The organism is Burkholderia anthinoferrum, assembly GCF_002925705.1.
Classification (GTDB): Bacteria; Pseudomonadota; Gammaproteobacteria; order Burkholderiales; family Burkholderiaceae; genus Burkholderia; species Burkholderia semiarida.
On sequence record NZ_LFZP01000069.1, the window covers coordinates 1 to 20807 of the forward strand.

Here is a 20807-nt window from a genome sequence, read left to right on the forward strand (position 1 = left end):
CCGCCGTCATACGCGACTTGATGGACCAGCCCACCACCTCCCGGTTGAACAGGTCGAGTACCACGGCCAGGTACAGCGGCCCTCGTCGGTCCAGGTGTACGTGATATCGGAGCTGAACACCTGATTCGGCTCAGTAGGCGTGAACTCGCGATTCAACAGATTCGGTGCAACCGGCAGCTTGTGCTTCGAATCGGCCGTCACCCGGTAACGGCGTTTGTGTCGCGCCCGGATGCCGTTCTCACGCATCAGCCGTTCGACGCGCGCCTTGCTGGCCGGATAGCCTCGATCACGGATTTCCTCGGTCATGCGCGGCGAACCGTACGCGCCCTTGACCTTGGCGTGCACCGTCCGGATCAGCGTCAGCAACTGCGTGTCCGTCAGTCGCGTTCGTTCCGGCGTACCGCCGCGCTTCCACGCGCGATAGCCATTCACGCTGACTGACAGCACCCAGCACAGCGACGACAGCGGATACTGCCCGACCTGCCGGTCGATCCAGGCATACCTCACAGCAGGTCCTTCGCGAAGTATGCTGCCGCCTTTTTTGCGATCTCAAGCTCCATCTGCAGGCGCTTGTTCTCCGCTCGAAGCCGCGAAAGCTCCATTTGCTCCGGCGTGACTGGCTTCGCTCCCGCGCCGTTGAGCTTGCCCGACGCCTCGACCTTTACCCAGTTGCGAAGCGTCTGCTCAGAGATGCCAAGCTCGCGGGCCACTACGCTCACGCCCTGACCATCCTTGACCCGCTGTACGGCGGTAACCTCGAACTCCGCCGTGTACACCTGTTTCGGTACCTTGAACATGCCTGATTTCCTTCCTTTCCGTCGAGTTTATACACGACCTCTTGGAAGGCGAAATTTCAGGGGGAGCTCACATGGTCGTAAGCGATCAGATCATGACAATCCCTTTGGAAATGGAGCGTCTTGGAGATTCGCTGACGGTCCATCAAGCAAACATCTTCGCCCGTAATAGGAGCCGTCTGCGCCGTGCGCCCGACCCTCCAATCTCGCCCCGCGCGCAATCGAACGCGGCGCATCAACCAAACGAGCGAAGTTTCAACGCCGCGCGCTGTGGCATTGGAAGCAGCATGTCGAGCGACAGCGCTAATACCGGTCAATCGGCGTGTTGCGGTCGAAACGGAACAAAGACCGCACTACGCCCATCCGCCCGGTGAGCTCGCCGATCTGCCGGCATCGCTATCGGGCGCGCCACCTGGCGGCGCCACAATTAATGCCTGATCGAGCATCTCGTACGTCTCGACGCGATTGGCGCGTTCGTGAGTCGGATCAATGCCCGCATCTACACACGTTCCGTCGACACCACGCCTCGATCACGAGGACACCATCTTGCGCAGGTTCGAATGCTGCCTTGATTGCATCATCACTGCGGCGCGCCTCGCCGCACACGTTGCCGCCGCAGTATCGAAAGCGGTCGAACGCGTTCGCGGCTTTCGTCGACCATCGCCGCAACGCCGATTTGTCCCGCTTGTCCTCGTCCACGGATGCGCTGTGGCGTCGAACACGAAGAAAAAATAGCTCAGGATATAGCGCAAACGATTGCCACGATCACCGTTGATCGACATCAATTCAGCCGTCCTCTTCGCCCATAGATTCGCACCATTAAAGGAGCGACACGGTCTCGCGAAACCTTGCGGTGACGGCGCGATCGCTTCGAACGGGGAAGGTTATGGACACAATAAATAACGACGGTGCGACCGAAGTCGCACGGGGTGGAAATTCGCATGCAGCGCGCTGCATGCGTGCGATTCGCCAACTGTCTCGCTTCGGCGGTGGGGCAACCGCACGATGACGTTGACTCCCACGCTTCAGCCGCTACAGGCGGCGTACTTCGATGTATTCAATGCGGTGGTCGTGGTCGTGTGCACGGTCATCCTCGTCTCGTCGCTCGATGACCTGTACATCGACGCTTTCTATTGGATCCGCGCCGCGTACCGGCGCTTCGTCATCCACCGCCGCTATCCGCGGCTCACCGCTCAGGAACTGCGCGGCGAGGACGAGCGCTGGTTTGCGATCATGGTGCCGGCGTGGAAGGAGTACGCGGTGCTCGCGCAGATGATCGAGCACACCATCGCGACGCTCGAATATCGCAAGTTCGTCATCTTCGTCGGCACCTATCAGAACGATCCCGATACGACGATCGAAGCCGATCGCATGGCGCGCTGCTATCCGAACATCGTGCGTCGAGCGATCGTCCGCAACGACGGCCCGACGTGCAAGGCCGATTGCCTGAACTGGATCGTCCAGTCGATTCTCGCCTACGAGAAAGAGAACGGCATGCGCTTTGCCGGCGTCGCGATGCACGATTGCGAGGACGTCATTCATCCTCTGGAACTGAAACTCTTCAATCATCTGGTCGAACGGAAGGAGTTTCTGCAACTGCCGGTGCTGTCGCTTGAACGCGACTGGAAGGACTGGGTGGGCTGCACCTATCTCGACGACTTCAGCGAGTGGCATTCCAAGGATCTGGTCGTGCGCGAAAGCCTGACGGGTTGCGTACCGGGCGCGGGCGTGGCGTCGTGCTACAGCCGCCGCATCCTCGATCGCCTGCTCGAAGGCGCGAACAACCAGCCGTTCTGCACCGACAGCCTGACCGAAGACTACGACACGAGCTTCCAGATGAAGCGCATCGGTGCCCGTATGGCCTTCGTCTGGCTGCCGCTCGAATATAGGACGACACGTCGTCACATGTTCGGAGGCCAGCGTCGGCAAATCGACGCGCGCAGCATCATTGCAACCCGTGAACTGTTTCCCGGCACGTTCCGCACCGCGTACCGGCAGCGCGCACGCTGGATCATCGGCATCGCGTTCCAGGGCGCGCAGCGCCTCGGCTGGCACGGCTCGATCGCGACGAAGTACATGTATCTGCGCGACCGGAAGGGCACCGTCACGTCGCTCGTCACCATTCTGGCTTACCTGCTGCTGGTCAATCACCTGCTGCTGCGGTTCGCGATCGCGCGCGGTTGGCTGCCGGCCGGACAGACGTTGCTCGAGGCTTCGCCGAAGTGGCTCGAATACATGATGGCCGCGAATGCGGCGCTGCTCGTGAATCGCGTGCTCCAGCGCGTGTACTTCGTCACGAGACTAAACGGATTTCATCAGGGGCTGCTGTCGATCCCGCGGCTGGTGGTCAACAACTTCATCAACTTCTTCGCGGTGTGTCGTGCGTGGCGATTGTTCATCGTGTCGACCGTGACCGGAAGACCGATCGGGTGGGACAAGACGAAGCATTCGTATCCGTCGCGCGAGGATCTTCGGCTGGTGCATCGCCGCCTGGGAGAGCTGCTGCTCTCGTGGCATGCGATCAGCCAGGAGCAGCTCGACGATGCGCTTGAAATGCAGCGCGCCGACGCCGGCACGCGACTGGGCGAACTGCTGGTCAACGAAGCCGGGCTCGATCCCGAAACGCTCGCCGACGCCGTTGCATGGCAGGCGGGATTGCCGCGTGTCGAGTTGGCGCGTCGCGATTGGCGGCCGTTCGCTACCCGGTTGCCGAACTTCATCGAAGTGCGGCATCGTGCGATTCCGTTCGGTATCGGCGAAGGATCGGCGCTCAACGTCGCCGTGGCGGCGCCGCTTTCCGATACGGCGCTCGCGCAGTTGCGGGCGGCCGCCGGTGTGAACGTGCAGTGCTTCATTGCCGCCGAGCACGAGATCGTCGCGGCATTGGGCGAGCTGCGCGCGTCGGCCGAATCGCACGGCACGCTGTCGGGGGTGGCCTGACATGAAAGTCCATGCACGACCGACCTGCATCGCGATCGCACTCGGTATCGCGGCCGGCGGCGCATGCGCGCAAGGCGAGCCCGACCGGCTGCTCGAGAGCTGCTATGCGCACATTCGCGCCGGAGACGACAAGGGCGCGCTGCAATTGTTCGAGACGAGCTTTGCTCGCCGTCGGGCGACCCCGCGTCAGTATGTCAATGCCGCCTATACGGCCCACCGTCTCGGGCAGAACGACCCCACCTACGACAAGCAGGCGCTTCGGCTGTTCGAATCGAGCTTCGCGCAGCAGCCGGGTACCGCGCGGCAATATGCCGATGCCGCGTACACGGCGTGCCGTCTCGGCGAGAACGATCCGGCTTACGATCGGCAGGCACTCCAACTCTTCGAGGCGAGCTTCGCAAGGCACGCAGGCACGGCGCGGGAATATATCGATGCCGCCTATATCGCGCGCCGCCTGGGCGACAGCGATGCCGCTTACGACCGGCAAGCGATGCGGTTCTTCGAAGCGAGCTTCGCGCTGGAGCCCGGCACCGCGTTGCAGTACGTCGACGCCGCGTACACGGCGCGCCGTCTCGACAAGAACGACCCGGCCTACGACAAACTCGCGCTCCGCTACTTCGACGCCAGCTTCGCGCTGCAGCCGGGCACGGCGTTGCAATACGTCAATGCGGCGTACACCGCACGCCGTCTTGGGGAGAACGATCCGGCGTACGACAAGCTCGCGCTTCGGTACTTCGAGGCGAGCTTCGCCCTGCAGCCGGGCGCGGCGTTGCAATACGTCGATGCGGCGTACACGGCACGCCGTCTCGGCAACAGCGACCCGGCATACGACAAGCTCGCGCTCCAATACTTCGATGCGAGCTTTGCGCTGCAACCTGGCGCCGCGCCGCAATACGTCGATGCGGCGTACACGGCCCGTCGTCTCGGCCAGAACGACCCGGCCTACGACAAGCTGGCTCTCCAGTACTTCGAGACCAGCTTCGCGCTGCAACCGGGCACTGCGCAGCAGTACCTCGACGCCGCCTATACGGCGCGCCGTCTCGGCGAGAGCGACCCGACCTACGACAAGCTGTCGCTCCGGTTCTTCGATGCGAGCTTCGCCGTGCAACCCGGCACCGCGCATCAATATATCGATGCGGCCTACACGGCCCGACGCGTGGGCCGCGACTACCCGGCGTACGAGAAGGATGCGCTCCGCTATTTTGCGGCGGGCTTCACCCGACAGCACGAGTCCGCGCTCGAATATGCCGACGCTGCGTACACGGCGCGCCGCCTAGGCGAGAACGAACTTGCCGATCGGTTCTTTCACGACAGCATCGACGCGAACGCGCAGGCGCCGCAATACGATGCCGAACAGGCTTACGCATATCGACGCGCGGTCGCCGACGCGGAGCGGCGCGTCGGCGCGATCGTCAACGTCGCGTATCAATCCGGCGGGTTCCGGCCTCAGGAAACCATTGGAATTCTGCAGGGCGGCACCGAGATCTACTGGCAGCCGCCGAAGATCGGCTACGACAATGGGCGCATTTTCCAGGTGTTCGCGCGCCAGTACTCGACGCTACACGACCGCAGCGGCGGCATCACCGGGTTGCCGACCTTGCAGTGGTCGGTCGGCGCCCGCTACAAGCCGCTCTCGTCGCAAAACCTGGTGTTCACCGCCGAGAAACTGATGACGGGCGGACGTTACGCGTATGACGACTGGCTGTTCCGCGTCGGTTACTCGATCGACGACGGCATCGATCTGCATCCCGTCAAGCCCGACTGGACGACATGGCAGTTCTACACGGAGAGCGCGTACTTCGTGAGACAGCAACGGCTCGTTCAACCGGTCGAGCTGCGTTACGGCCATTCATGGCGGATCGATTCGATCAGCAGCCATCTGGCGATGTTCCCGCATGCGGCGATCGCCGGCGACTACGACACCCGCGCGTTGCACAAGCTCGCACTCGGCATCGGCCCCGGCATCGGCGTGCGCTACTGGTTCCGCGAAAGCGCGTATCGGGCGCCGGCGAGCTGGATCGACCTCGACGTCCAGTATCGCGTACGGTTGACCGACGCGGATCGCGCCAAAGGCTTGGTTGTTCGCGCAACGTTGTGGTTTTAAGCGCGTCGGGGACCGACGAGAAGACCGGAAATCAAAAAGAGAAAATCGATATGCAACGAGTTTTGACGGTGTTCGGCACACGTCCCGAAGCGATCAAGATGGCGCCGCTCGTGCGCGCGCTGAAGCGGCACCCTGAATTTGACGTCACCGTATGTGTCACCGCCCAGCATCGGCAGATGCTCGATCAGGTGCTGTCGCTGTTCGACATCGTTCCCGACTTCGATCTGGATCTGATGCGCAAGAACCAGTCGCTGTCCGAGCTGACCGCGAACATCCTGAACGGCATCGGCCCGGTGTTCGATGCGGCCCGGCCCGACATCGTGCTGGTTCACGGCGATACGACCACTACCTTGGCGGCGAGCCTCGCCGCGTTCTATCGGCACATCCCGATCGGACACGTCGAGGCTGGGCTTCGTACCGGCAATATCTGGTCGCCGTGGCCGGAGGAACTGAACCGGCGTGTGACGGACGCCGTGTCTTCGTGGCACTTCGCGCCTTCGAAGCGCGCGGAGCAGAACCTGTACAGCGAAGGCATGGCGCCGGAACAGGTGGTTCTGACAGGTAACACCGTGATCGACGCGCTGCTGCAAACGCGCGAAAAGCTGACGGCGGATCCGGGGCTCTCGGCGCGCATCGCCGCGGGATTTCCGTTTCTGGATCCGGTACGGCGGCTCATCCTCGTCACCGGTCATCGCCGCGAAAGTTTCGGCGAGCCGCTCGAACATGTGTGCCATGCGCTCCATGAGCTCGCGGCCCGCCACGACGACATCGAGCTGGTCTATCCGATGCATCTGAATCCCAACGTGACGGGACCGGTGAAAGCGATTCTTGGCGACCTCCGCAACGTCACGCTCACCGGTCCGCAAGAGTATTTGCCATTCGTGTATCTGATGTCGAAGGCGCATCTTATCATTACCGATTCGGGCGGAATTCAGGAGGAAGCGCCGGCGCTCGGCGTGCCGGTACTGGTCACGCGCCATACGACCGAGCGGCCCGAGGCGTTGGAAGCCGGCACTGCACGACTGGTCGGCACCGACGGCGGCCGGATCGTCGCGCAGGTCGAAACGCTGCTCAGCGATCGCCACGAGTACGAGCAGATGGCACACGCGGTGAACCCATACGGAGACGGGCATGCAAGCGAGCGCATCGTCGCCGCGCTTGAAAGGCCAAGTCACTCGCGGTGCGAGCCGCACGTGGGTCACGGCCATTCGTACCCGACGTCGATACGGGACACATTGACCACCGCGCCGGCTGCGATACGCGCTACGTGAGTAGGGCGGGGCAGATCGGGTGATTGCGGAGCCGTGAGGCGTAGTACAAAATAAAAATGTCACCGTTTGCGAAGTAAAAGTGTCACTTCGACGCCCCGCACCGACGGTAAGCATCAGAACCGTCGTGAATTCATGACGTTGCACGCCGCAAATTAAGATTGTCACTGACCTTGGCGTCGCGAAGCCAGTTGTCAACGCCGCAACGTCTTGTTTCCGCGAGCGCGGTCGTGGTCCCGTGTTGCCCTGATCGTGAGTTTCACGCCGTGATCGTGCTGTAGTGGTAAGAAGGCCCTTTCATGCCGTGCGCCGGCGTCTGAAAGCAACTCCGCACAACATTGAGTAGCCGTTACGGAGCCGCGCGAAAACCACTTCGCATCCCGAAACGTTCGCCTAGCCAAAAGGCGGCTGTCTAGTGAGGATTCAACCGTCGCTCTGCTGCCATTGTGCGACGCGTCCGCGTTCGAATGCCAGCCGCTGTGAGCGAATCGAACTTCAATTGTCAGATGGTTCAAACCGTGCGAACAGCTGTACCCATCGCCCAACGAGATCATTGTCAACATCGTTCATCCCCTTGGCCAGCAAGGTGGCCTTCACGCGCTTCGCAACTTCCACCTTCCAGCCAGGCGTGAGTTCGATGCCTTCACACTTAGCCCACGCCTCTACCTGCGGCACGATGGGCTTGCCCATCGACGCGACTTCCGAAAACTGCTGCTCTGGAGCGCGAAAAATTCGGTCGACAGCCTCTACGAAACGTTGATGGGGAACCAAATCCTCTAACTCTGAACCTTTGAAGCCAACGAATTCGTCTGTTGATAGGACCTTCCCCTCCTCACCGTTGTAGAGGCCGCTGCTCAGCTCTGCCGCCATCCTGCTGCCCATTTGATCGCCATCCAGCAAAACAACCGGCAGCGTCTCGTCTCGGCCAGTCAAAATTCCAGCGGTGATCCTTAGCGTTTTGGTTCCACCTGCAGGGGGGAATACCAGCTCTCGGCGAGGTGTGATCTTCCCCGCGCCGATAAGAAGCGCCTTAATCATCGTCAGATAGTGCTGATCGGAAGCTCCCTCAACAACTATCGGACGGCAGCCCAGTAGCAGGCTTTCAGCGACGTTCAGGTTCAATGCCGAGTATACGGCGTACGCTGCACCGGCATGCGCCGGGTCCGCACCCGACTGACGCAGATTCGGCGAAGACTCGGTCGAGCCATCCGTAGCGACATAGACTTTTCGCACTCGATCCAGCCGGTCGGGATCGACAAGGAAAGGCGAATGCGTCGTATAGAGGATCTGGTTGGTCTTGGTCAATCCATCGAAGAAGGCCGATAGATCGCGCTGGGCGAGTGGATGAAGCGATAGGCCTGGCTCATCGAGCAGAAGAATGGCGTCTTCGTGGTCACCCTGGCTTTCGACCAAGAACACGAGGTAGAAGCTCAGAAACCATTGCAGCCCCGTACTGCGATTTTCAAGCTCGACTTCTTCCGGACGCCGATCATCTGATACCCAGATGCGAAAGTGATCGCCATCCGCTTCGAATCGGAAACGGTAGTCGCCTTGCTTCCACCAAGACTTGAACTCCTTGGTCAAGGTCGTGCCCGCAGACTGTAGCAGGATGGAGCGCTCTCGCTTGCGCTCAGCGATCCTTGCAATCTCGTCTTCGGTGGGTTGCCGATTCTGATTATTCGGATCTTTGAAGTCGCGACCAAGTTCAAGGATCTCCGTCGGTTGGAGGCGAACAAAGCTGAACAACACGCGGAGGGTCCGGGCTTTCGCCGCCTCCTTGGCTCCCAGATCTTTTCTCTCAAGATTCTGGACCACATGAGGGAGATAAATTTCCGAGTCCAGATTTCCATAGTTCGAGTAATACACGAACGTGGGGAGCGCTTTCAAGACAATCTCTCGAACACCTTCGATGTCTTCGGGGGCAGGCGACCTGATGTGGGACGTCCATTCGGTCAGGACATCGATTGACTGCTGCACGCGAGGAACGATTGTCGACGTCTTGGCTGGCTGGTCTGGTAACAACTTCTTCAGCGCTTCAATGGCGGCATCGAGGTCATCCGCAGTCCAGTCTTGTATGATGGGTTCGGCCAGGGCGTGAACAGCGTCGACGATCGCAGCCTTAAGAGGCTCTTCGCTCTTGCGCGGATCTGTTCGCTCAATTGCCGTGGCTAAGGTCCTCAACTCGCCCTTGATGTCCGAGGCAGCGACCGTTGTCTTGGGCGCAAACTGCGGAAACGAGACTACATGTTTCCCATCGAAGTACCGGTCAACACGCACAACCTCCAGTTGTGCAGCATCCAGTTTCGTGAGAGTAACCAGCTTGTCTCTGAGAGAGCTGGCATCAAAATCGGCACTGATGAATCGAAATCCCCCCGGGTTGGCACGCACATCCGCGAACATTGTCTTCGGGTAATCCGATGTCGGTTGAATCTCGCCTTCGCGAGCGGGATTGAGCTTCCAAAGCGGAAGCAGCAAATTTGTCTTTCCCGATTCGTTGACACCGATCAGCGCGGCAACGTCGCCGGCTTCAATATCGCCACTATCCTTCACCGAGCGGAAATTCGTTACCCGATACTTGATCAACTTCATCCTGCCCCCGTTGAGGTAGTTATATGGCAGCGCAACCGGCTTCTACGCGCCGGATATGAACCATGATAATAGGACATCTCGACACAGTATCGTCGCTCCCAGCCGCCAGCACCAACTGCCTTACAGCGTGTGCGGTGGAAATGCCCCCAATGTCACGGCAGCGGACCGGATGAAGGTCCCGTCTTGGGCCGAAGACCGTCATAGTGTTCCCAGCCTCAACGCACCGGCCACGCAGACGTTGCGGCGCCGCTACCACCGCCAGCCTTCTCCGGCGATATCCGCCCAGGCATCGCTTTCCGACGCGCAGCGATGCGGTTCGGCCGTCAGCGCGATCGCGACCAGCAGGTCGTCGACGCGCCGGTCGAACGCGTCGTCATTCTCGAACGGCACCCGCAGCACTGTCACGCCGTCGCGGGCCGGGCATGTCGCGGATGTCGGCGACGGCGTCCAGGCCGTGATTCGCGAAGTTGTGGCGCAGCTGGAGCGTACTCGCCCGCTGCAGGTCCGCGGCCGCGTTCGGGTAGGCGATCGCGCCAGCTGGTCGGCGGGCCGCGCAAAGATTCCCTTGGCCAGCCTCCCGACCACGTCCGGATGCAACGTCGCGCCGGTCACGAGGTGCGCGATCAGCGGCGTGTCGGCCGGCGCCGTCTCGAGCGTGAGCGGCATCGGCACGGTGCGCGCGCCGGCTCTTGCCCATCACGCGCAGCCTCCACGCGTCGTCCAAGGCGCCGTCGAGCGCGGTGCGCGTGAGCGCGCCGGTGGTCGACACGGCAAGCTCGGCGCGGCGCAGCCCGGTCGCGTAGGCGAACAGCAGCAGGAACGCGTCACGAGCATGCGTGGCCGCATTCGCGGCCGGCTCGCCCGACCCGTCGACCGTGCGATCGTCAGGCGCGTCACACGCACGTCGGTGCCGAGCATATCGTAGTGCGCAGGCGTGAGGCGCAGCAGCGCGCGGGTCGGGGGTCGCTCGCACGTCAGCGGCCTCGCATCGGCGCCGGGCTCAGCCAGCGCGTCCGCCGAATCAGCTTGCCAAGCGCCCAACTCGTGACGACCAGCGTGACAACGCCCCCCATCAAGTGCGCAGCCACAATCTCGGGCGGATCATGCGTGACGGGAGCGTGATAGATCTTCCATGCGACGTCGCCGGCAACCCACATGACGCCGCCTGCCAAACCAATGATCCACTGCGGGGCATGCTCGGCGAGGCGACGCCACTGGCGGGGGAACGCAAACACGGCCAATACCGCGATCGCGACGAGCGCGCCCACCATGGGCTCCGTGCCTGGGTACATCACCTTGCCTGCACCGAATCCCACCGTGCCGGCGACCATCAGTGCGGCCACCCATCCCGCTCGTCCGAGCGGTTCGATCGGCCGCCCCTTTTCGGTGACCAGCTTCACATAGAACAGTTGCAGGACCACGATGCCCAGCAAGGCGGCCCCGAAGCCAGTCATTGCATGCTCGAGCATCGACAGCGCATCGTCATGGCCCAGTGCCTTGACCACCTTTGCGCGCATGCGACGCACCTCTGGATCGCCAAGCATCGCCGCGTGGCGCCAGCCATTGCCCTTGTTCTCCAAGACCGCAACGACCGCGAAAATCGCGATCGCCACAAGGATATGCCATACGGCACGCGCGCAGCACCGCCCTTCCGAGGTATCCAACCATTGACGCAGGCGACGGACCTGGGAAATGCGAGGGTCGATCGTGGTCATCGCGGATCCTTAGTCAACGCTCTGCAACAGCGGGACCGCGTAGCGCCGCGCCGGCGGCATGCTCGACCGGCTTGATGCGGCGCGTGTCGCGCAACTCGCGGACGTAGCCGCGCTCGGTCGCGAGCAGTAGCGGCGCGTAGGAGGGCGGTGCGGGTCGACCGTCACCAGTGGTCGCTTCTTGCATGGAGGTACTGATTGTTCGGGTTAGCTGTCGGTGCGCCGTCAACGCGCTGATTGAGTTGTCCATGAGGATCAAACGCCGGCGGCCGGCGACGTAAGGTGGATCGAGAATTTTCCCCGGGGCACCAAGCTCAGCAGCGACGCAGCCGAACTGAACACGACCGCAACCGCGGTCAGCGAGGTGATGCGGTTGCGCCATCGCGGCTATTCGGTCGCGAGCGGCGGGCTCACGCGTAACGCATCTTTGAGGAGCCGGCGATAAACGGAGTGCTCGATGAAACGCTCGTGTGTCTGCAGAACCCCGGTACGCATTGGTTCCAGCACTGACGACGACAGAATTATCGCTCCGTGACCACGATGGCGCCGCGACGGATAGACGATTCCGTCCGGTCGTGAAGTTGGGTCGGACTTCGCAAGCGCATCATTCAATACCACGCCAAACCATTGGCACCATTCGTAGTCCGGGCTCGACAACATATCGAAGACTCCGAGCCTACTCGATGCCTCCCCGTTCAAATTCCATAGGCGTAGCGTTCGCGGGAAGCGAAGTGTCGCAATTAAGCCGTCGCGCTCTGCTTCTTGACCGATATAAAAGGTGCCCGGGCGGGTGACATCGTTCTGGCAGAAGCGAGCCTCCCAAACCGTAGTATCCGGTTCGAAGGCCAGATAAAGCCACCAGAACGGCATCGCTCCGTCCGGTCCGAGGAGTGAGCGCGGCGGCCCGAAACGATACGCACGCGTCACGCGGTCCGGGAGAATTCCGAGTTCTGAGTATGCCGCACGGTATAGCGGTGCACCGCTTTCAACGACGACTAGCTCGTCTGAAAGGCCGGCAACCAGTTGCCCAGACGAAGGCAGCAATTCGGCAATGCCGGCCGGTGGTTCGATGGGGGGTTGTTGATGCATTACGGTGGCCGATCAATGGGCCACGCTCTCCCCAGGGCGCGAAATTGTCTCGAGCACCCTACGTTGACGCTCCGTCGCCGCCAGTTGCAAAAGTCGCTTCTGGCTTGCGTGAAGGTCCCCCCGGCCAGCAAACGGCTTACCGGCCAGCAGCTCAGCCGGTGCAAGCTCGTTCAACTCATCGCGGGACGTCACGAGAAAAGCGTGAACCTCCGTTGCTAAGGCCCCTCGGAGCGCATCAAGGACAGGCGGCAAGAGTTCCGGAACGGGTTCGACAAACTGCCACGCAGGAAACGCACGGCCGTTGGTCTGGCCAGGTGGCTTCACACAGTAGAACCTGCTCGCTTCAACGTATCGGTACAAGCTCGCAAGAGAGAGCCCCACCAATCCTTGATGAATCACCTCCGAAGGCTTCAGATTGGCAACAGGCAACGATTCGGAAGCCGCTCCCGGGCCGCCTGTCTCGATGACGAGCATCGTGCTCAGGCGCTGCTCCAGAACGGAGAGAACGAGGGCATGGAACGACTCATTCACCATTTCCGGCGGAACACGCCCGCGCAACGATCCTTCGATGTCGGACGCAAACACCTCTGCCACATCTCGCGCAACGCACTTAGAGCTGAGGGGCTTACCTTCGGACAGCACCGCATGAATCTTGATGCCGGTCACGTTGTTCCGCTCGTCGATAACCTGTGCCATGTGAATCTCCTTCAGGCGAATTGCGGAGGTGCGCCGAGCGGGTTAATTCGCTTGGCAATTGCAGCTGCACTACCCGATTCTGGGGCTGGGTCGAGCAAACGACGGACGAGCGAAACAAGCGACTGTGCCCGTCGCTTCAGGCTTTCCCGACGACTGTCGACCAGCTCACGCAAGGTCTCCATAAACTCTTGGGGAGAGCGCCAATTCACCGACCTTTGAGGGACGTCGACGACAAAACACATTGCCACGAGCCTAAACCGCCCGCCCGCCAGCTGCTCGACCGCATCTGAGATTTTCGACTTCGGCAACCGGCGCTCGCGCGCCGCGGTCGCCGACATGACCCGCTGCAGAACGTAGTGCGCGAGCGACACAAAGTGCCTACCCGAGCCAGCGTTCGATCCATAGATAACGCGGGGGACGAAATGCTCAGCGTTGCTATTTGCCCGATCGTCCCGCCCGCGAAGTGCAGACCAGAGAGCACCTTCTTCGAGCGAGCACTGAATGAACGGAACCCCTTCCGGTGCCCAGTCGATCGTAGGTTTCCACCCCGCCAAATCAATGTTTGCGTTCAACGGCAGGAGAGTACGACTCGCAGTTGCAACACGCAGCGCATATTCCCCCGGCCGCACCCATCCAAAGGGGTAGCCCGACTGGTCGAGGTAGAGCCGCATGAAGTGATTGTCGGGTGTGGACACGGCCGCACTCCAGAATGACGATACCCTGATAATACATCTTTTCTTATTTTTATCAAGTTTCTCGAAATTCTACTGTTTCCCAGTCTTCGCAAACGTGGCGGCTATGGGACACCCGACGTACCTCCTCCGTCGGTGCGTCATTGAACGGACCGCCCTAGCCAACTATACGCGGCCGCGAATGGCATTTATGGGGCTCGACCCCATCTAATTAACCCTGATAACTCGTATCAGGGAATATGTTGAATGCGGTAAAACCGGGGGCAGGTCACAGAGCCAGATCAACGTGGTCCTCTGGCCCGGTGTGCTGGAGAAGTTTCGGAAGGAAGCGCTCGGCGCCGCGCTGCTTGCCGTCCATGGTGTATGGCAGGCCGAAGGTAAAGTGTGCGGCACCTGATCGCGAGCAAGCTTGTCGACCGCTCCGAACTGCTTGGAACCCTACCGACGACAGCGCGCGAGTTCTGCTGAGTTCCGCGGCATTGGCGGCCAGATGCACCGAATTGTTACTCTTGGTTCGGCGACCAGTTCCAGTGCGTCTTGCCCCACGCGCTGCCCTCGATCACCGGCATGATCTCGCCAGCCTCAAAGTATCGCCGGCTCCCGGCTTTGGCCGGCGTTTGCCACCACCCAGCCACCGGACACGCCTCCCCACCCGGCACGCTTGCATAGCCCGGACTATCGTTTTTCGCGGACGGCACGATCGTCGGCGGATCCGGAATCGGCTGCGCGTCCGGCAGGTCGAAGCGAGCAACCCATGCGCGCGCGTTCTTTGTGTCGGCGCTGGGTAAGTTTGGAATGTACGTATGCAACGCGTCCGGCTTCGGATCGCGCAAGATGCGCAGGACACTGTTCACGAACACATACGGCTCGGGAAGACCTTCCTCCGGTGCGCCGAGGCGCGGAAAATCGCCGGCGCGAATGAGCAGGCTCGCGTTCAGGCGCTCGATGTGGATGTCCGAACGATTCAGCTGTTTCCGCACCTCCGCTTCGCCGCCGAGCCGCTCAATGAACAGCTCGCCTAGGATCGTGTACCAGTTCACACCTTTGATGAAACCCCACCGGGCGACCTTGGCGCCCGGGTGCAGCCCCGGATAGAACGCTGTCATGGTAGACGTCGACTCACCTTCGTACGACGATGGATCGTACTCACGCGCCAGCAAATGTGCCGTGCTATCGATGTCCAGGCCACTGAAGCGTTCTGCCAGTGCCCATTCCTGTGGCATATACCGGTGGTAGCTGAACGGCAAGATTGGCGCCAGGCCGCCGTAGCCGCCCTGAACATTCAATCGCTCGCACACAAAGCGAAGGAAACCCTCGTACAGAGCAAGGCCATCTGCGGTCGTAACGAGAGCCATCGGGACGTTGAATTTCAGCATCGACAATCCGGACTCCTGCCCTTTTGGCGCAGTCCAACCTTGAGGCGAGACGTAGTCCTCGGGATTCGCCATGCTCGTGAGGACTTGCACGTTGTATTCCGCCGCAGTGTCTTGATCGGTAGCGCTCGATCGAATCACGCTAACGGACAGATACGACGGTGTGTCCTGAATCGCCCGACGGATTTTTTCGACTCCCGCGGCATTTCGCTTCGAAAACTTGCCGGTGTCCGTGTCCTTCCCACCACGCAAGTGCGAGCCAAAAAGCGCATCGAAACGGTCGAAGCAGTCGAGAATCGCTTGCCGGCCATCGGGGCGCGAGCCGCCATCAAAAAAAACGGTGCCAATTACGCCCGGCAGCAAACCCATCCGCTCGCCGTCGAGGTGTAGGTGCAGATGTTCGTGATAACGCGAAAGCGCTTGTGCGGGTGTGAGAATCGGTTTCGCGCTCTGATCCGTCATCATTGCTTGTCCTGAGTGAGGTGGTTCATATGATACCGGTTAACCCGCCGCCAGAGCCGGGGCAATCGCCACCGACGCCGCTGCTTCTGCCGCGGTGATTCCGAGTAGCGCAGCAAGTGCCGCCACCGCCTCAGCCCCGGCAGCAATAATGGCCACGAGGGCCGCCAAAATCGCCAGCAATGCCTCGGCGATCACGATCGCAATCGCGACGGCTGCGACCACGATCACGATGACGACCAGCGCCTTCACAATCGTCATACCGACCTGCCCCCAATCGATAGCCTTGAGGGTTTCCCATGTCAGGTCCGCTTCTCGCTTGAGTGCCTCCCAACCCGCCTTCAGTTGTGCGGCCGTATACGCGGCGATTCTGCGGCCCTGTTCGTCAAACCATTCCCATGTTTCTGTTGCCTTGTTGAGAACCCAACGGCCTGCAGTGAACAGCCACGGCGCATGTTCATGCAGGAACCGGCTGGTTTCTTCGGAAACGTAGGCATATCCACGCTTCGTCGCGTCCCACAACGCCGCCGCGCCTTCTCCGACCGCTTCGCCGGCTTCTTCCCCATGACGTTCGACCCAGCTCCACCAGTCCTCGTACCAGACGGGATGAGGGATAGGCTCGACTGTCCGGATAGGCACGCGCTCACGCTTCTTCTGCTGCTCCGTCTCTCGCATCGGTAAATCTTTGAGCACGCGTTGCCGAACCTTTTCGAGCTCTCCATTGCAATCGCTGACATCGATGACGGACATGCGCTCTTTGAATTCACCGGCAATCAGTTGATAGTCAGCCTCCTGACCCGGGCCCCATTCGTCACCAGGAAACTTGATCTCCACAAGGCGCAACAGATTATCAACGTGAGGGCCGCCTTCGCGGTCGATGACACCACGGCCGGGCCACCGATCCATAGGACGCTCTACCACAACGACGTCGGGTCGACGCAGAGCGCCAGGTCTCCGACCCGGCGGGAACGGGTTCGTACTGTGACGCCTGCCGCCGGGCTGAGGCATTGCCTCGTCGCTGAGAAATGGAATGGGTGGCACACCGCCACGGGCGAGACGGCTCTCCCACATGTCGAAATTTACTTCTGCCTTGTAGCGCCACCAAAACTTGGCAATCCGCTCTTCAACCCTGATCGCTTGCGTTACGACGATCTGTTTGAGAAAAGTTGTGGTCGTGGATCCATCAGGCAACCGAATCGACCCAATCCTTGGAAATTTCAGTGCGAATTCGACCTTTTCCTGAAGGTACCCTTTTGCGCCCGGCGGCAAGATTGCATACTGCGGTACACGCTCCTGAACGGTTTCGCAGGTACCTGCCGGCTGAAGTGATCCGCCCATGGTCTTCTCCTTGTGTCGACGAAGGCTTACGCGCGGCTGTTCGCGTCACCTTCTTTCACATAATCGGAATAAATGTCGGGCTGTCCGCCGCCCGCAAATTTCCACGGTTCGGTTTCAACCTTCTCCTGTTCGAGCGCGCGCAGGTTGACGGTCTGCGCTGATGGCGTGAACACGGGGATCGTCTCGCCGAGATCATTCGTATAACCGAGTACCGTGCGCCCGGACGGCAGCTCGAGCTCATATGCGTGCTGCATCATCGGCGAACCATCGACCCGACTCTTCAGGATGTATTGCGCTTGATACGACGGCTTGAACTGCGGCATCGCGTAGGCCTGACTCGTCGGCCCGCTGAAGCTGTGCTGAGCGCCCTTCACCTCGATCTTGCCGGGTGCATGGATCTCGATGTCACCGCCCTTCAGACGGATGTAGGCTCCGCCTGACGTCAGCAGGACTTCTTTCTCTCCCGCAACCTCAATCTTGTCCGTTGCCGACAGCACCTTGACCGACTTCTGCGCCACGATCTCGATGTCGTCTTTGCGAGCCTGAATCTCGACCTTCCCTTTCGCGGCGAAGAGCTTCATGCCCGCGTTCTGAACGAACAGGCTGATCTTGTCCGCGATGCTGGCGATCAACGATTTGCCGGCGGCGATGTGCGTGCTCTGCCCGCTCACCACGTTCACGTGCATATCCGCAATCAAGTGAGCAGATTGCTGCGTCGACAGGCCGATCCCGGCCGAACTGCCGAACAGCATCACCGGCTCCTTGAACGCGTTCGCCGACCCCGTGCCCCCGCCCGCGGTACGCCCGCCCGACGCCTCACCGGACACGCTGCTCTGGGTCGCGTCGGTGAACGCGCGCATGGCATCGTGGCCGGGCTTGAGCGAGTCCGCCTGGTGCTGCTTGGCAAGCTCTGACATCGATTCGAGCAAGCCCTCCGCGTTGACGAGTTGCTGTTGAGTCTCGCGCACGTCGAGCGGCTGGCTCGTCGACGATTTCGGATGCGTGGTCACATAGAGGCCACTCGTCGCGCGCACCGCACCATACGCATCCGTGCGCAGGTCGAAGCCTGTGCCAAGGTATGGACCGCGCGTGTTGCCCTGCTGGTTGATCAGATACCCCAGGTGCAGGATGCTGTTGCCGGCACTGCTCATCAGCTGGGCACGGCTTTGCCCAGTGGCATCGTCCATTACGAGCTGGTTGAATCCGGCGCCCGAATATTCTTTCGATCGATAGCCCGGCAGAATTCCATCGCTGTGCCATTGCGGCTTGGCCGCGCCGTTATACAGACGGCCCATGACGAGGGGCCGGTCGCAATCGCCGCCGACGTGATCGACAAGCACTTCTTCGCCGATTCGCGGAATGTGCACGCTCCCATAGCCGCCACCGGTGTCCGCCTGTACGACGCGCACCCAGCACGATGCCCCCTGATCGCCCGGGTTCACGCGATCCCAGACGAACTGGATGCGGATCCGGTTCAGTTCGTCGGTGTACACCTCCTCGCCCGACGGCCCGACGACGAGTGCTGTCTCCAGATGCATCTTCGGCTTTTCATGTTCGAATGGACTGCGGTATGGCACGGTCACGCGCTGCGCTTCGACTTCGACGAGAAAGTAGCCGACGCACCCGTCGGCGTGCGGCACCTCGAACGATGCTCTATCCGATCTGCTCGCACGCGCCTCGGCCAAGTCCCGGTGCAGGCTGTGCGGGAAATTCGACGCGGGGGTGACAGGCAGGTTGTTCTCGATCCACCACGACACGGCGATCGTCGCGAACTCGCGCTGTTCGACGCTATCGCCGTCGTGCGCCGGGTGATCGCCCAGCTCGAAACGCCGGCCGGCATCGAGCCCACGGCCCCCGCCAACTCCGTGGAACCGCTTCGCGCGCGACTCCCATTCCTCCATGCGGATGCGGGACAGCCTGTCGCCTCGCTCCTGTTCCAGATACGTGTACGCGCCGGTGTATTCGTAGACTTCCAGCTGGCTCGGCAATGCGCCTTGGTTTCCAGCGGCCGGCACCGACGTGCCCATTGGATTTGAACGAGCGGCCGGATTCTTGTAGTCGAAGGTCCGAGTGGTCAGCGCAACGCTTTGCAGCGAGCGCGTCCCGGACCACTGCGTGAGCGCGTCGACCTCGCTTTGCGTGCCCGATCGATAGAACAGCACCGTTTTCGGCGACAGCGCCGGGAGCGCGTCCAGCTTGTCCGTGATCACCAGGGTGTGCGACTTGCCGTCGTCGGCTTGGTCCCAATAGCTGTAGAGCCCCTCGTTCTCGAGCAGGCGATGCACGAAGTTCCAGTCGGTTTCGCTCTGACGCGTGTACGAGCGGTTCGCCAATGGTTGTGACAGCGTGAAGCGGAACCGGCCGCGCGCCTCCGGATGCTGGTTCAGCACGTCGGACACGATGTCCTCGACCGACCTGTCGATCCAGATCCGCTGGTCGCGCCGGAACTTAAGCACGTGCATCCACGCGTGTAGCGTGATCTGGTATGTCGTGAGGCCGCCGTCGGCGCCCAGCCTACGCGCGGTATAGACATAGCCGTGGATCGGGCGATATCCGCCGCTTGCCTGCTGGATCCAGAGGGTCACGGGCTGCGCGATGAGCTTCTTCAATTCGATCGTGCTGTCAGACGACACCATGTCAAGCGTGAAGATGTAGTCGCGGCCGATCGTCGCCCGACCGACGGCCCGTTGCACCACCAGGGTGTTCGGCCTGAGCGGCGTATCGAGCTTCAGCAACCGATCCTGCTCACTCAAGCCGCCGCGCAGCGCCGCAGCAAGGTCCTGCACGTTCATTGGTAGCCTTTCAATTATATTTCAGCGCTCTCGGATAGCGTCTGGTAATGCTCGCGGTGATATTACTCGCTTTGTGAGGGCGAAAAATCTGTCATGACCTTTCGTCCTGGAATCAGACATGTGACGATGAGCGGGGCGAAAGCCATCATGACATTACCGCAACTCCAGAGCACGATATCGGCGCAAGTGTGAATGAATGTCAAGGACGTCGATCGATTAACGGACAGCCCCGACATAATTCGTACATGCGAACCGCCCGATAAATATTCAAACCGCGATCGCGGACAACGCAGGCCGGCACCTGAGAAGTGCGTTGACCCGGCACAGCCGGCCTTCTAAGCATATTCGGCTCACTATAGCAATGACTGTTCATCGATCACCGATTTAGGAAGCGTTTGATTCGAGTATCAAACGTCGAATTCAACTTGTGATTCGCTCTCCGATAATGCAACCCCGAGAAACAATCGATTGCATTGTGTCGTTATTGGTGGAACTGACGCCCCGCGCTGCCGTCGCAGCGCACAGCCGCGGTCACGCGTTGTGCGACATCCGGGTTTGAGCCAGCAATCGGGCATAGTGATAAGGTTCCCTATGTCGCTGGCGCATTCATCCGGACGTCACGACCGGCACACGACCGCAAAAGCCGGCTCTGAGACGAAGTGAACGACTCTGAACGACCCGCTGCAGCCATCGGATGCCCCGGCAACTCGACGGCAAGGTTCAGTGTCAGGCTGACCCTCCAATGTCCAACTGCATGCACCGGCGAAGGTCCTCAGACGGTAGCACTGACGGGCCGTTACTCCGCGCTTGGGTAACGGACTGCGCAAGCGGGCGCCCCGGGCTGCCCTTTACTCTCTTGACGCGGCGTCAGGAGCCGTTCAAGTAGATCGGGGCTGTCTAGTTGCGCAATCCACCAGTTCAAAGCGTTCCCTACCTTGTCCTCGCGCCAAGCGAGGTAGCC

Annotated in this window: 13 protein-coding genes and 2 pseudogenes; 4 read left to right on the forward strand and 11 right to left on the reverse strand. The window is 61.1% G+C overall.

Translation table 11 applies throughout. From position 1 onward, the window contains the following. A pseudogene (locus C5F75_RS34605) lies at positions 1-797 on the reverse strand (IS3 family transposase); the annotation flags it as partial. A gap of 1002 nt (positions 798-1799) precedes the next feature. On the opposite strand from C5F75_RS34605, the gene C5F75_RS34610 reads away from it, so the two are divergent. From C5F75_RS34610 to wecB, 3 genes are read left to right on the forward strand one after another with little or no spacing between them, the layout of a single operon-like run. After that, entirely contained in the window at positions 1800-3734 is a 1935-nt protein-coding gene (locus tag C5F75_RS34610) for a glycosyl transferase family protein (protein ID WP_104013414.1), read from the forward strand. 1 nt (position 3735) lies between these two features. Next, on the forward strand, positions 3736-5838 hold the full coding sequence (locus tag C5F75_RS34615; protein WP_104013415.1) for an NfrA family protein: 2103 nt from the start codon (positions 3736-3738) through the stop codon (positions 5836-5838). Positions 5839-5888: 50 nt separating this feature from the next. Continuing rightward, complete coding sequence (gene wecB, locus C5F75_RS34620) at positions 5889-7109, forward strand: non-hydrolyzing UDP-N-acetylglucosamine 2-epimerase (RefSeq protein WP_104013416.1); 1221 nt, start codon at positions 5889-5891, stop codon at positions 7107-7109. A 492-nt stretch (positions 7110-7601) separates the two neighbouring features. Here wecB and C5F75_RS34625 read toward each other — a convergent pair whose 3' ends face one another. From C5F75_RS34625 to C5F75_RS36590, 7 genes are all read right to left on the reverse strand, one after another. Beyond that, positions 7602-9695 (reverse strand): AAA family ATPase, encoded by a 2094-nt coding sequence (locus tag C5F75_RS34625; protein WP_104013417.1) that lies wholly within the window; start codon positions 9693-9695, stop codon positions 7602-7604. 249 nt (positions 9696-9944) lie between these two features. After that, positions 9945-10361 (reverse strand): hypothetical protein, encoded by a 417-nt coding sequence (locus tag C5F75_RS34630; RefSeq protein WP_258048630.1) that lies wholly within the window; start codon positions 10359-10361, stop codon positions 9945-9947. A gap of 308 nt (positions 10362-10669) precedes the next feature. Then, positions 10670-11410, reverse strand: coding sequence for a hypothetical protein (locus C5F75_RS34635; protein WP_104013418.1), 741 nt, complete (start codon positions 11408-11410; stop codon positions 10670-10672). A gap of 13 nt (positions 11411-11423) precedes the next feature. After that, the gene (locus C5F75_RS36585; protein WP_146075234.1) at positions 11424-11789 is read right to left on the reverse strand and encodes a hypothetical protein; all 366 of its coding nucleotides are present in this window, start codon (positions 11787-11789) and stop codon (positions 11424-11426) included. Positions 11790-11794: 5 nt separating this feature from the next. Continuing rightward, positions 11795-12496 (reverse strand): RES domain-containing protein, encoded by a 702-nt coding sequence (locus C5F75_RS34640; RefSeq protein ID WP_104013419.1) that lies wholly within the window; start codon positions 12494-12496, stop codon positions 11795-11797. A gap of 12 nt (positions 12497-12508) precedes the next feature. Continuing rightward, positions 12509-13192 carry a hypothetical protein gene (locus C5F75_RS34645; protein WP_104013420.1) on the reverse strand — a complete coding sequence of 228 codons (684 nt, stop codon included), beginning with the start codon at positions 13190-13192 and terminating at the stop codon, positions 12509-12511. 11 nt (positions 13193-13203) lie between these two features. Further along, a complete protein-coding gene (locus C5F75_RS36590) occupies positions 13204-13887 on the reverse strand; it encodes a hypothetical protein (protein WP_146075235.1) in 684 nt (227 codons plus the stop codon). A gap of 274 nt (positions 13888-14161) precedes the next feature. Between C5F75_RS36590 and C5F75_RS37475 the strand changes: the two are divergent. Further along, positions 14162-14352, forward strand: a pseudogene (locus C5F75_RS37475) (hypothetical protein); the annotation flags it as partial. Between the two features lie 35 nt (positions 14353-14387). Here C5F75_RS37475 and C5F75_RS34655 read toward each other — a convergent pair. The 3 genes from C5F75_RS34655 to C5F75_RS34665 are packed head-to-tail and all read right to left on the reverse strand — an operon-like array spanning position 14388 to position 19846. Next, a complete protein-coding gene (locus C5F75_RS34655; RefSeq protein WP_104013423.1) occupies positions 14388-15719 on the reverse strand; it encodes a type VI immunity family protein in 1332 nt (443 codons plus the stop codon). 39 nt (positions 15720-15758) lie between these two features. After that, the gene (locus C5F75_RS34660) at positions 15759-17054 is read right to left on the reverse strand and encodes a VRR-NUC domain-containing protein (RefSeq protein WP_104013421.1); all 1296 of its coding nucleotides are present in this window, start codon (positions 17052-17054) and stop codon (positions 15759-15761) included. A 26-nt stretch (positions 17055-17080) separates the two neighbouring features. Next, on the reverse strand, positions 17081-19846 hold the full coding sequence (locus tag C5F75_RS34665; RefSeq protein ID WP_104013422.1) for a type VI secretion system Vgr family protein: 2766 nt from the start codon (positions 19844-19846) through the stop codon (positions 17081-17083). Positions 19847-20807 lie beyond the last annotated feature (961 nt).

Bases quoted from the DNA above. Each gene is read 5' to 3' on its own strand.
- C5F75_RS36585 (WP_146075234.1), bottom strand. From the start codon at position 11,789: ATGGCGCAACCGCATCACCTCGCTGACCGCGGTTGCGGTCGTGTTCAG.
- C5F75_RS34665 (WP_104013422.1), bottom strand. From the start codon at position 19,846: ATGAACGTGCAGGACCTTGCTGCGGCGCTGCGCGGCGGCTTGAGTGAG.
- C5F75_RS34655 (WP_104013423.1), bottom strand. From the start codon at position 15,719: ATGACGGATCAGAGCGCGAAACCGATTCTCACACCCGCACAAGCGCTT.
- C5F75_RS34610 (WP_104013414.1), top strand. From the start codon at position 1,800: ATGACGTTGACTCCCACGCTTCAGCCGCTACAGGCGGCGTACTTCGAT.
- C5F75_RS34630 (WP_258048630.1), bottom strand. From the start codon at position 10,361: ATGCCGCTCACGCTCGAGACGGCGCCGGCCGACACGCCGCTGATCGCG.
- wecB (WP_104013416.1), top strand. From the start codon at position 5,889: ATGCAACGAGTTTTGACGGTGTTCGGCACACGTCCCGAAGCGATCAAG.
- C5F75_RS34625 (WP_104013417.1), bottom strand. From the start codon at position 9,695: ATGAAGTTGATCAAGTATCGGGTAACGAATTTCCGCTCGGTGAAGGAT.
- C5F75_RS34660 (WP_104013421.1), bottom strand. From the start codon at position 17,054: ATGGGCGGATCACTTCAGCCGGCAGGTACCTGCGAAACCGTTCAGGAG.
- C5F75_RS34640 (WP_104013419.1), bottom strand. From the start codon at position 12,496: ATGCATCAACAACCCCCCATCGAACCACCGGCCGGCATTGCCGAATTG.
- C5F75_RS34645 (WP_104013420.1), bottom strand. From the start codon at position 13,192: ATGGCACAGGTTATCGACGAGCGGAACAACGTGACCGGCATCAAGATT.
- C5F75_RS34615 (WP_104013415.1), top strand. From the start codon at position 3,736: ATGAAAGTCCATGCACGACCGACCTGCATCGCGATCGCACTCGGTATC.
- C5F75_RS34635 (WP_104013418.1), bottom strand. From the start codon at position 11,410: ATGACCACGATCGACCCTCGCATTTCCCAGGTCCGTCGCCTGCGTCAA.